This window comes from Fictibacillus sp. NRS-1165 (assembly GCF_050468105.1).
Taxonomy (GTDB): Bacteria; Bacillota; Bacilli; order Bacillales; family Fictibacillaceae; genus Fictibacillus_C; species Fictibacillus_C terrinigri.
Map to the genome: position 1 here is coordinate 19635 of NZ_JBDPNU010000052.1, position 12353 is coordinate 31987.

At 39.4% G+C, this 12353-nt stretch carries 10 protein-coding genes and 1 pseudogene; 10 read left to right on the forward strand and 1 reads right to left on the reverse strand.

Annotated elements, in window-relative coordinates; genetic code table 11:
- Positions 1-215: 215 nt before the first annotated feature.
- The 6 genes and pseudogenes from ABHN01_RS20660 to ABHN01_RS20685 all read left to right on the forward strand — a co-directional run bounded on the left by ABHN01_RS20660 (position 216) and on the right by ABHN01_RS20685 (position 5907).
- The gene (locus ABHN01_RS20660) at positions 216-725 is read left to right on the forward strand and encodes a PCYCGC motif-containing (lipo)protein (protein ID WP_429877105.1); all 510 of its coding nucleotides are present in this window, start codon (positions 216-218) and stop codon (positions 723-725) included.
- Between the two features lie 350 nt (positions 726-1075).
- Positions 1076-1834, forward strand: a complete 759-nt coding sequence (locus ABHN01_RS20665; protein ID WP_429877076.1) for a copper resistance D family protein — start codon at positions 1076-1078, stop codon at positions 1832-1834.
- 56 nt (positions 1835-1890) lie between these two features.
- A pseudogene (locus ABHN01_RS20670) lies at positions 1891-2100 on the forward strand (HAD family hydrolase); the annotation flags it as partial.
- A gap of 31 nt (positions 2101-2131) precedes the next feature.
- The gene (locus ABHN01_RS20675) at positions 2132-2761 is read left to right on the forward strand and encodes a class I SAM-dependent methyltransferase (protein ID WP_429877077.1); all 630 of its coding nucleotides are present in this window, start codon (positions 2132-2134) and stop codon (positions 2759-2761) included.
- Positions 2762-2937: 176 nt separating this feature from the next.
- Positions 2938-3258 (forward strand): ArsR/SmtB family transcription factor, encoded by a 321-nt coding sequence (locus ABHN01_RS20680; protein WP_429877078.1) that lies wholly within the window; start codon positions 2938-2940, stop codon positions 3256-3258.
- A gap of 12 nt (positions 3259-3270) precedes the next feature.
- Entirely contained in the window at positions 3271-5907 is a 2637-nt protein-coding gene (locus ABHN01_RS20685) for a heavy metal translocating P-type ATPase (RefSeq protein ID WP_429877079.1), read from the forward strand.
- Between the two features lie 594 nt (positions 5908-6501).
- On the opposite strand, the gene ABHN01_RS20690 is transcribed toward ABHN01_RS20685, so the two are convergent.
- The gene (locus ABHN01_RS20690) at positions 6502-7668 is read right to left on the reverse strand and encodes a CdaR family transcriptional regulator (protein ID WP_429877080.1); all 1167 of its coding nucleotides are present in this window, start codon (positions 7666-7668) and stop codon (positions 6502-6504) included.
- A 166-nt stretch (positions 7669-7834) separates the two neighbouring features.
- On the opposite strand from ABHN01_RS20690, the gene ABHN01_RS20695 reads away from it, so the two are divergent.
- From ABHN01_RS20695 to ABHN01_RS20710, 4 genes are all read left to right on the forward strand, one after another.
- Entirely contained in the window at positions 7835-8956 is a 1122-nt protein-coding gene (locus ABHN01_RS20695; protein ID WP_429877081.1) for a glycerate kinase, read from the forward strand.
- 36 nt (positions 8957-8992) lie between these two features.
- Complete coding sequence (locus ABHN01_RS20700; protein ID WP_429877082.1) at positions 8993-9859, forward strand: carbon-nitrogen hydrolase family protein; 867 nt, start codon at positions 8993-8995, stop codon at positions 9857-9859.
- A 38-nt stretch (positions 9860-9897) separates the two neighbouring features.
- Complete coding sequence (locus ABHN01_RS20705; protein WP_429877083.1) at positions 9898-11370, forward strand: purine-cytosine permease family protein; 1473 nt, start codon at positions 9898-9900, stop codon at positions 11368-11370.
- A gap of 488 nt (positions 11371-11858) precedes the next feature.
- On the forward strand, positions 11859-12341 hold the full coding sequence (locus ABHN01_RS20710; RefSeq protein ID WP_429877084.1) for a PTS sugar transporter subunit IIA: 483 nt from the start codon (positions 11859-11861) through the stop codon (positions 12339-12341).
- Positions 12342-12353: the final 12 nt, after the last annotated feature.

The following is a 12353-nucleotide window of genomic DNA, read 5'->3' on the forward strand; positions in this document are numbered from 1 at the left end:
GAGGGTTGAGTTCATAGAAAACAAATTGGAATCGTTCAAAAGTCTCTTTCCATAAAGAACTTCAGGTACGATACGGCGGGTAACTGGATCCCGCACCTTGTCCATGGAAACCATATCATTCATCAATTCTACATAACTTTTCAATAATCTAATGGTACATACGTTTTATACTGTAATTATAAAAGACATACATAAACAAAGGAGTTGTTCGGGTGATGAAAACTGTATCTTCTTTTGCTTTGATTTTATCGTTATCTTTTCTTATAGCATGTTCTAATCAGAAGCCAGAGACCAGTAGTGAAAAACACAGTCAGCATACTGAAGCAACAGAGGAAATGTCTCAGCATGGAACTTCTGACATACGGGAAGAAACAGCGGGAGTTGATACATTACCAACCTTTTTAATGGACAAATCGAAAGATATCAGAGTGATATATCAGGCTGCTGCAGAGCATAGAGACCTGTTGGAGAAAATCCCTTGTTATTGTGGTTGCGGAAAAGAAGCGAATCATAAAAACAACTATGATTGTTTTGTGCATGAAAACAAGGAAAACGGAGCGGTGGTTTGGGATGACCATGGAACCAAATGTGGAGTTTGCTTGGAGATAGCGGCTCAATCTGTCATGGATTTCAGCAATGGGAAATCAGTGAAGGAAATTAGAGAAAAGATTGATAAAACGTATGAAAAGGGTTATGCGAAGCCAACGCCTACACCCAACGTATAGACAAACCAGTTGACGAGGTAATTCATGAATATCATTGTACCAATTACAGAATTTTTAACCTATGTACTTTTTTCATTACTGACGGGGCATGTGGCGTTGCAGTATGTTCTGAAAAGAATAAACCAGTCCTTGCTATTCCTCAACGGTTCTTACTTTTTCTGCCCTTAGGCATTGCCGTTTTTTCAATTGGACCTGTCTTGCAACTAATCATATATCTCTCCGAAGGAATCGGCGTTGGTACCACAGTTTATTCCGTATTGACCCAATTTGAAGTAGGTAAGGCTTGGGTTTTTACAACATTGATGGCTCTGCTTCTATTGCTAACCCTTTATATAAGGGGTTCCAAACACTTGCAAGCATTTTGGTTGTTTTTAATGATGATATCGGTTGGATATGCGAGTCATGTGGCCTCCCTATCGTTCTGGTCAGGGTTCTTATCTCACACGTTACACTTTATCTTCGTTACCCTTTGGGTGGGGACGTTGTTACAAGTCGCTTGGTTTACCAAAGAATCGAAAAACTGGACCCGTTTCTTGCATTGGTTTACTCCTTTCGCCATCGTTTGTTTACTCTTTATCGTAACAAGCGGCATTATGATCATGTTCTTTGTGGTGGAACCCAAGGATTATGTCAATGCCTGGGCGATTCCCTATGGACAAATGCTTTTATTAAAACATCTGAGCATCATTCCCGTTCTTATTTTTGCATTTATTAACGGCCTACTAGCCAAGAAGTCATCATTGACTTCTTCCTTTCTCCAGCAACGGTGGGTAAAGGCAGAGAGTATCATCTTATTGGTTGTTTTCTTCTTTACAGGAGTAATGGGAACATTGTCCCCACCTCATACTGTGAATGATACAGTCAAAGCAGAAGGAGCGGCATCGTGGGCGGAAGCATTGATGGGTAAACACATCGAAGCACCCTTTCAAATCGAGTTCGTGCTTTCTCTTGAGGGCATCTCGCTCATCTTAATTGCATGTGCTTTTCTTGCGTTACTAATCGGTTGTTTCTTTAAAAAAGTAACGCCAATCGTATCTGTATGCTTAGGTTTTCTCTTTATTTTTTCCATGTATTTAGGATTAATGTGGAGTGTGTCCATAGTTGATTAGAACAATACCAAGCAAAGAACTAGTGCCCCACTTCAAGGAACCACGGTAGTTATTCGGTTTCGTTAATTGCCGTGGCAGATGAAATGAGAGAATCATCCAAAGACGTCATCAGTAAATTGAACGGTCTTGGAATCGAAACGGTAATGCTGACTGGAGATAACCAAAGAACCGCGGCAGCTATCGGTAAACAAGTAGGCGTATCGGATATCAAAGCTGATTTACTACCAGAAGATAAGCTCAATTTCATTAAAGAACTTCGTGGAAAATTAAGATTACTAAGGGTAAAAGAGGAATAAGATGAATAACGAGTGGAACCGCAAGATCTATAAAGTTTGGGCACCTGTTTATGATGTGTTTTTTAATCAGGGGATGTTTATAAAAGCGAGACAGAAAGTGTTTCAAGATGTGGTCTTCAAAAAGGAAGAAAAAATCTTGTTTGCGGGTGTTGGAACGGGGGCTGATTTAAGGTACCTCCCCTCCTTTCCTGTTGAAGTTACAGCGGTTGATTACTCACAGGAAATGCTCGAAAAGGCGAAAGAAAAGTACGTTGATCAGGATATTCATTTTATACAAATGGATGCCCAACATCTTGAATTCCAAGAAGATATGTTTGACACCATAATAGCTAGTCTTATTCTAAGTGTTGTCCCGGATCCTAATCAAATGATAAAAGAAATGGCAAGGGTCCTTAAACCAGGGGGGAAAATCATTATTTTTGATAAATTTGTGCCGAAAGATAAAGGTTTATCTTTCGGACAAAAAGTAGTAAGCCCCTTGATTCGACTCCTAGGAACGGATATCAGTGTTTCTTTTGAAAATCTATTCCAAACCATTGCAGGTCCTTGTGTTGTAACAAAGGACAATGAGGTAATGATGAACGGTATATATCGTCATATCGTGCTTGAAAAGAAACTACACGAGGTATGATATAAGGATTCAAAGAACTGAAGATACGAAATAGCATCTTGAAGAGAGGGCCTGTAATTTCCAGGGCTCTCTTTTTTTTAGTGACTGCTAAAAAATTTTGACACATATATTAGGTATTGCTAATATGATGGTATAACCATACATTAGTTTTTACTAATATGAGTGGAGGCCAATACATGCAAACAACTGAATTAGATACAAAGGTAAAATTCCTTCGTGGGTTTGCCGATAAAACCAGAATTCAAATTTTAGAAACCCTAACGGATGAGGAGAAAACAGTTTCTCAAATCGTTGAGAAGATTAATGGGAACCAATCCAACATTTCACAGCACCTTGCTTGTTTAAAAGGATGTGGCATCATTGTTGGAAGGCAAGAAGGAAGGTATTGTTATTACAGTATTCGTAATGACCAGGTCAGAGAGCTACTTACTATGTTCGATGTGGTGCTTGCTGATGTTCAAAATGATGTTGCTTGCTGTGACAGTCATATAGAGTAGGAGTGATTCAAAATGTCAGACCAATGCTGCGGTTCTAATAAGGAACTACAAAAAACAAAAAGCAGCTGTTGCTCCTCCAATCAAGTGAATGAGGAAGTGGCAGCAACTTCAGAAAAAACAACCAGTTGCTGTTCATCCAAAACTGAGAAGCAGGAACAATCTGAACCTTCAGCAGCAGGTAATTGTTGCTCAAGCACTGTACAGAAAGAAGACATCGATAAAACAACTACTTCAAGTTGTTATTCGAATCAAAAACCAACAGAGGCCGTGGCTCAAGTGAAAGCAACAAGCTGTTGCTCTTCAGAACAACAAAATGAATCATATGCTACATCCCCTGCAGTCGGCGAAAAGTTGAGCTTTCGAGTATATGGAATGGATTGCCCTTCCTGTGCCAAAACACTTGAAAAAGGAATCCGTTCGTTAAAAGATATACAAGAAGTCAAAGTAATTTACAGTACTTCAAAGATGGAAGTTGTCGCAGATAGTCTTTCTGCTTTTGCACCGATTGATGCTGAAGTCAAAAAGCTCGGATTTACAGCGGAACCAATGAACGATAGCAAAAACTTGAAAACATACAGCGTTGAAGGTATGGATTGTGGTAGTTGTGCAAGGAGCATCGAAAATCATTTAAACAAAGTAACGGGAGTACAAAGCGTAAACGTCAATTTTTCCACAGGAAAAATGAAAGTCGAACATACAAATAGTGTGGAAGAAATCATGAAAGAAGTAAGCAAGATCGGATTTTCAGCTTCATTGGATTCAAACCGATCCACAGGTCAATCGGCTCCAAAGAACAATGAAAAAGGGTTATTGATCCTTTCAGGCGTATTGATCGCGTTTGGCTTTGCAGGCTCCTATGCTGATGTGTCTTCAATGATGTCCAATATGCTGTATGCCATCGCAATGATTATCAGCGGCTCTAAGCCTGTTAAAAGTGCGTACTATTCCATTAAAAGTCGCTCACTGGACATGAATGTCCTGATGTCAGCAGCCGCGATTGGAGCCGCTTTTATTGGCCAATGGTTAGAAGGAGCAACGGTTGTTTGGCTCTTTGCTTTAGGAAACCTTCTGCAGAATCGATCGATCGAGCAAACTAGGAATTCCATCCGTAACTTAATGGATCTAGCACCGCCTGAAGCGTGGGTCCAGGCAGGAACCGACTTGGTAAAAAAGCCCGTGGAAGATGTTTCGATCGGTGACGTTATCATTGTTAAACCTGGTGACAAAATTCCGTTGGATGGAGAAGTCATAAAAGGCGAATCCAGTGTAAACCAAGCTCCGATCACGGGTGAATCCATCCCTGTTGATAAGGAAGCTGGGAATACAGTATATGCAGGGACCATTAACGAACATGGAACCCTTGAAATTAGAGTAACAAAGCTAGTTGAAGATACGACCATTGCAAAAATCATTCATTTGGTCGAAGAAGCCCAGGAACAAAAGGCCCCAACTCAGGCCTTTGTTGATAAGTTTGCCAATATTTATACGCCGATTGTTTTTATTATCGCGTTACTGATCATGGTTATTCCTCCTCTTTTGACTTTGGGTTCATGGGGAGAATGGTTCTATAAAGGTCTTGAATTACTGGTGATCGCCTGTCCTTGTGCTTTGGTGATTTCCACACCTGTTGCCATTGTATCCGCGATTGGAAATGCAGCGAAAAATGGTATTTTGATTAAGGGTGGTACGTTCTTAGAAAAAGCGGGAGCAATAACAGCCATTGCTTTTGATAAAACAGGAACACTAACCGAGGGAAAACCGAAGGTATCTAACGTTGAAGTTTTAGCTGGCAGCAAAGAGGATCTGTTATCTATTGCTTTTACGTTGGAAAATTATTCGACTCATCCCATTGCCAAGGCCATCGTGGACTATGCGAAAACTGAACGATTTTCCTCTAAAGACGGTGAACTCTATAAAAGTATTGTAGGAAAAGGTGTTCAGGCAAGGATTGACGGGGTTATCTATTATGCCGGCAACCTTAGCTTATTCAATGAACTTTCAGATTCACTTGACACTCACCTCTATCAAAAGGTCCTAGAGTTACAGGGTCAAGGAAAAACGGTGGTTATCATCGGTACGACAGAAAATGTCCTGGGGATTATCTCGGTTTCTGATACCATACGAGAATCCACCACTTCTTCCCTAAAATCATTACATGCAAGTGGGATTCGCGAAACGGTGATGCTTACAGGGGATAATGAGGGCACAGCAAAGTTGATTGCTTCTGAAGCCAATGTTAGTCGTTACTTCGCAGAACTACTGCCTGAGGATAAAGTTTCTGCGATCAAAAAGCTCCAAAGCGAAGGATATAAGGTCGCAATGGTCGGCGATGGAATTAATGATGCACCAGCTCTTGCAGTCGCTGATCTAGGAATCGCAATGGGTGGAGCTGGTACAGATACGGCGATGGAAACGGCGGATATCGTACTCATGGCCGATAATCTGGATAAACTTCCGCATACGATGAAATTAAGCCGAAAGGCGTTAGCGATTATTAAACAGAACATTTGGTTTTCCATAATCGTCAAATTAATCGCCTTAGGCCTAATCTTTCCAGGATGGCTTACACTTTGGATGGCCGTTTTGAGCGATACAGGTGCCGCTTTGATTGTTATCTTGAATGCTTTACGATTGTTAAAGGAAAAATGAAAGGGGCTGTCCATAAGTCCCTAAAATGAAAGCAGGACGGAAAAACGAGTCGTTTTTCCGTCCTGTATCTTTCTTTGAATGATTTCACTTTGACAGGTGGAAGAGAGCGGTTGATCGAAGAACTTCTAAAGGTAAACATTTGGGCAGGTCTTGTTTTGAATATCGTGATCGTTGAGTGGCTGATCCTGAGCCGTAATTTAAAAGAAAATTAACTTTATCATTGAATCTTCCATTTGGAAGATTTCAGTGGATGAAAATATTCAATTGTTGAACCCTAACAACCTGAAAGAAACAAGCAGAAGCATGAAACAAATGGATGGTTTTTAATTTTGTCTGAAATGTTATTAATTGATAATGATGCTGAAAGATTTGGTCGTTCTTGTCCAACATTTTTCCTTAGCATAAAGAGCTGTATTGTATTGATTCTATTTCAGATACAACTCGAAGGCATCTGTGTGGAACTCAGATGCTATTGGTCCAGACGGTCGCTTTCATCAGTTTCGTTGCCCTCACGCTGATTGTTTAGTTTTTATTCAACAAACGGGTGCCATTCTTAAATAGAAAGCGCCTTTTTTTTTTGCATGATCCAATAGCTCAAACAGTTGCGTTTCGGTTTTCATTAATTTTTAAGAAAAACAGAAAAATTTTCAGTTGGACTGCATCATTGAAACGTTTTGGATTTAATCCCCAAAGCTGTTTCACCTTATCAAGTCGATAGTTTACTGTATTTCGGTGAACATTTAATTGTTTAGAAGTTAGTTCAACATTTAAATCCAAGTCTAAGAACATTTCAAGAGTATCTTGTAACTCGGAATCTAAATAAGAAGAACTATGATGTGAAAATTCATTAAAATAGGAATTCATGAATTCCTCTGGGATTTTATCCAGTATTCTTGTAATGCCCCATTCATGAATGTGCATAACCTTTTTTGGATAATTCAACTTTTTTATTATTTTAATGCTTTGTGATGCCTCCTTGTAGCTTTCTCGGTATCCAATAATGGTTTTTTTAGAAGTACCAATGCCTATACAAACATCAAAATGCTCATTCCTTAATTTTTTATATATGCGCTCCGATAAATGCCTGATTTTAATCAAATCGTGATTATTTTTATCTTGAAATGCCATCATAAATTGATCTTTTCCAATGAAGGAAATGAAATGTGGAGTGAAATAAAGACTCATAAGCTGCAGAATTCGTTCCTGTTTTTCCGATAACTCGTCATATATTGATGTTTTATTGGTAAAGTCTCCCACTTCCACCAGAACAAACGTACATAATTGCACTGTATTCATCTTAAGGAATTCAGCTCTTTTTTCTAAGTCAATGAAATTTGTGAAATGTGGGTTAACTAGGTCAAGAGCCCATTCCTGAATAACCTTCCTTTTTTGGTTGAGCTGCCCACTCAAATAATGTTGCTGTAAAAGAGCTTCAACCGTTATTTTAACAATGGAGGCGATATTATAAACTTCTTTAGGATCCCCCGTTATACCTACAGTGCCAATGCATTCATTTAGATATAAGATTGGTAAATTCACTCCTGGTTTAGTGCCCATTAAATTTCCACATTCAGAAGGATAGATCAAACGTTCCGATTTCATTTCCATGACTTCGATGGCACCTTGATGAACCTGATGAATCCTCTCTGGATCGCTGCTGGCAACGATCACTCCGTCGGCATCCATTATGTTAATGTTACGGCCTGCAACTTTTGCTATTTTTCCAATGATCGGCTGTGCAAGTTCTGATGTAATCAACATCGATCTCAACTCCTTCAAAATAATAGTACTTCACTTTTTGTGCATTTGAACAAAAATTTTCCGATTTTGTGCGGTAATATTTAGAAATATAGTTAATGAATTTATGTAGATTATTAGATAGATTAATAATATGACAATTTTGAATAGACAAAAAGCGAGGCTTATGATGCGAATAATAATAGCTCCTGATTCATTTAAAGAATGTCTTTCGGCAAGGGAAGTAGCAATTAGTATACGAAAAGGATTTGAATCTGAATTACCTGCCGCTAAGGTTGATATTTTTCCAATGGCTGATGGCGGAGAAGGAACGATGGATGCATTAGTTTATTCCACTAAAGGAAGAAAAGTGGAAGTAAGAAGCACAGGTCCCCATGGTAAAGAGACAAATTCCTGCTATGGAGTTTTAGGGGATGAACAGACCGTAGTTATTGAAGTTGCAAATGTAGCGGGCTTACAGATGGTGATTGAAAGGAACCCGCTCATTACAACCTCATATGGTTTGGGTGAACAGATTAACCATGCGTTGAATGAGGGGTACCGTAAATTTATCATAGGTTTAGGTGGAAGCGCCACCAATGACGGCGGGATGGGCATGTTACAGGCGTTAGGCGGGATCTTTCTTGATAAAAAAGGTACTATGGTTCCACCTAATGGAGGCGGACTCGAACAAATTCATTCTATTGACTTGTCTGGTATTAACCCAATACTGACAGAATGTGAATTAATCGTAGCGAGTGATGTTGATAATGTTCTCTGCGGTCCAACCGGAGCATCCCATGTGTTTGGTCCTCAAAAAGGGGCAACACCGGAAGATGTTGTACGGCTGGATTTTGGTTTAAAACATTATGCTGACCTTTTGGAAAGAACATTAGGTGGGTCAATGCAAAACGAGGCGGGTGCTGGCGCCGCTGGGGGATTGGGATTTGCCTTTTTAGTACTCGGCGCCCAAATTCAATCGGGAGCCAAAATTGTAGCTGAGGCAATGGATTTGGAGCACCAAATAAAATCTGCGGATTGGGTTGTGACAGGAGAGGGAAAGTCAGATTTTCAATCTTTATACGGAAAAGTTCCCATTTATGTTGCGAAAATTGCTGAACGCTACAATGCCAAACCGTTATTAATTTCTGGATCGTTGGGAAGAGGGTATGAGCAATTATATGATTATTTTATTAGCTGCCAATCAATCACAAATGGTCCGATGAGCTTGCAGGATGCCATTAACAATGGTAAACAATTACTGATAAATACATCACGGGATGTAGCAAGGCTCATTAAGTTAATTAAATAGTGGAAATTAAAAAGTAAAATAGAGGAGGTTCTCAAAATGACAAAGGTCGCGATTGGACAAATTACACCAGTTACTGGTGACAAAAAGCAAAATTTAAAGAAAATGAAGGAGCTGACGCTTGAAGCGGTGGAGCAAGGCGCCCAATTAATCGTGTTTCCGGAACTAGCATTAACCGGATATAACTGTGGTGATGACTTTTTCGAAGTGGCCGAACCAATACCGGGAGAGGCAACATGTTTTTTTGAAGAATTGGCGCACAATCACGATATCCATATTATTTGGGGCATGCCGGAGAAAAGTATTAGCGGTGTTCTATATAATGCAGCTGCATTAGTAGGACCCAATGGATTTATTGGAAAATGGAGAAAGAATACGTTGCCAGGACACGCAACAGACCAAACAGGACCGGGAGCGTTTCCAGACCGCAGATATTTTAAAGCAGGTGAAGACTTACCCGTTTACGATACTGAAATAGGAAAAATAGGAGTATTGATCTGTTACGATATCTTTTTTCCCGAATTATCACGTGCACTTACCATGAAAGGTGCTGATTTAATCGTTGGAATTTCTGGTTCTCCCACATTTGAAAAAGAGATATTTGAGCCGATCGTTAAAGTCCGAGCAATGGAAAATATCATTAATTTTGTTTATACCAACCTGGTAGGGAAAGAAGGGGATACCGAGTATTGGGGTGGAGGCTGTGTTGTAAGTGCCGGTGACAAAGAGACCAAGATACCAGGTCATCCTATTCTCTGTAAAGCACCATACGAGGGAGAATGTATCACTCTGGCTGAAATCGATATTCAAGCGCCTTATAAGGTTCGACCGTATTTTCCGGTATTGAGAGATCTCACAACACGGATGTATGAACAACTCGCTGATATCCATCGAAAATTGACTTAATGGTGGTTAAGAAAAAAATGAAAAAGGTGGGGGAAGGTATGAGTAAGTGGAAAGAATGGTTTCAGGGGCCTCAGGATATTACCAAAGCAGAAGCGGTGGAGGATTATGCGATAGGGCGTGTTCCTGCTCGATATCGCTGGCCTATACCAGCCATTATTCTTGTTCTTTTAGGAAACTCGACAGCTATGTTTTTCTTTACTTATGGTGCCGAATTTGGTTATACGGTTGGCTGGCCTACCATGCTCATCCCTATTTTGTATTTTTTTATCGGTGCCACAATTATCGGTTCATGCACGATGAAGATTGCCAGCAAAGAGGGCCTGTCAATGAGCTTGTTAACAAGGGGGCTTGGTTTTGGGTACTTGGGCTCGGCGGTAACATCATTGATATATGCGATTAACTATATCTTTTATTTTATTTTTGAAGGAACAATCGTTACCCATGCTATTGCCAATTATGCAGGTATTGAAATTAATTCCGCTGGGGGAATAGCGATTTTTGCTGTTTTAGGTTTAATAACGATCTGGTTTGTGTGGAAAGGGATGACGTCCATGCAATTTTTGCAAACATGGGGAGTTCCTATCTTTCTTATTTTATTCCTTATTGGAATGTTTCAGCTTTCGTTTAATTATGATATTGTTGGAACGGCTTCCTGGATGCCAAGAAACGAGGTAACAGCAACTACGATGTGGACGGCAATGAATATGGCCAATGGCCAGCTTGTATTTCAGGGTTTATTGGCTACAGATTATGGACGTTTTGCGAAACCAAGTATAACGTATAAAGGAACCGCTACGATTATGGTCGGAATGTTAATTCCGATGCTTGCCGTTATACTTCTCGGGGCAATGCTCGCTTATACACTTTTGCCCAACCTTGAAAATACCACCTATTCGCTGGCTTCTGATCCTGGATTTGTGTTCCCCTTTGTAATGGGACTTCTTGGTGTTGTGTTTGCGGTCATAACCCAAATAAGAATCAATGTCATGAATTTGTACTCCGGATCGTTGGCTCTATCCAATACGATGGACAGTATGTTTAATTATCGTCCTGGCCGACAATGGTGGATGATGTTGGTTTGGCTGTTAGGGGTCATATTTTACGCAGTGAATGTTCTTCAATATATGAATACTTTCCTGGCTATTACCGGTATATTAACGAACACCTGGGTTTTCATTATCCTAACAGATTATTATATCTGCAGAAAAGTGTTTAAACTGGCTCCCACTGAATTTGTGGAGTATCGACAGGAGTATCTTCGTTCCTGGAACCCAGCAGGTATTATATCTTTATCCGTAGCTGTTATTATTGGCACACTTGGTGTGTTTAATGTTTATCCGATTTACTACGCTTCGTTTTTAGCGATGTTATCCGGTCCTGTGTTACATGTACTCATATCAGTAATGACAAAAGGGAAATACTATTTTTCGAAGTTCCCTTCAGACGTTGAAACCCATTGGTCACCGAGAGTCTCATATTCAAGTGATAACAAAAGTTCAAGTGCAAACTAAATCTAAAATATTGGAAGCATTAATGCGCAGCCCATTTAACATTCGAACAAGCAAAGTTTTCAACATTAAATTAGTAATAGAAAAAGCAATGGAAATTGACTCCATTGCTTTTTTGTTTAGATTGTTTTTCTCTAGGCATCTCCGATAGACGAATTCTAACTTGTCATAAAATATGAGCTAATTTACTTGTTAATATTGTGATAATCCTAAAATACCAACAAATAAAAGAAGTCTAATTCATATGCGAATTTGACTTACAATTGTGCGGTTAATTTAATTTTTCTACTTCAAAATCGAACCCGTTATTTTGAGTTTTTGTGCCATGCGTGTAAGCGTTTCCTATGTACTTAGGAAAAGAGTTAATTTTTATTCAGGTAAGCGTGGCTTTATAATAACAATTGTAGTTCAAATAGCGGTTCCTTTTGTTAATAAAATATACAGGAAATGAATCCGGATTATTTCTTGTAACGCGACTGAAGAGAATGAGGGTGGAATTATTGGAAATAACATCATTGATTAATAAAGACCTGATCGATCTCAACCTTGAAGCTTCCAGTCAACTGGAAGTGATTGAGTACTTAGCTTCTTTACTGGAAAACCAGGATCGCATTGATTCAAAATCAGCGTTTATTCAAGGGGTAATGGATAGGGAAGCACAATTTACTACAGGTTTTGGAAATGGAATTGCTATTCCGCATTGCAAAAGTGAAACGGTCAAGAATACGAGCATTGTCATTGGAAAAATGAATAATGCAGTTGATTGGAAAGCAATGGATGACCGAGAAGTTTCATTTGTCATCATGCTTGCCGTCCCAGAATCGGAAGGAGGAACAACTCATCTTCAAATTTTATCCACACTGTCTGGAAAATTAATCGATGATGATTTTCGGACAAGTTTGATGAATGCTGCACATAAAGAGAATGTATTACGTTTATTAGAAGATTGCGTTAGTAAAAAATCCAACTCATAAGGAGAGATTGTT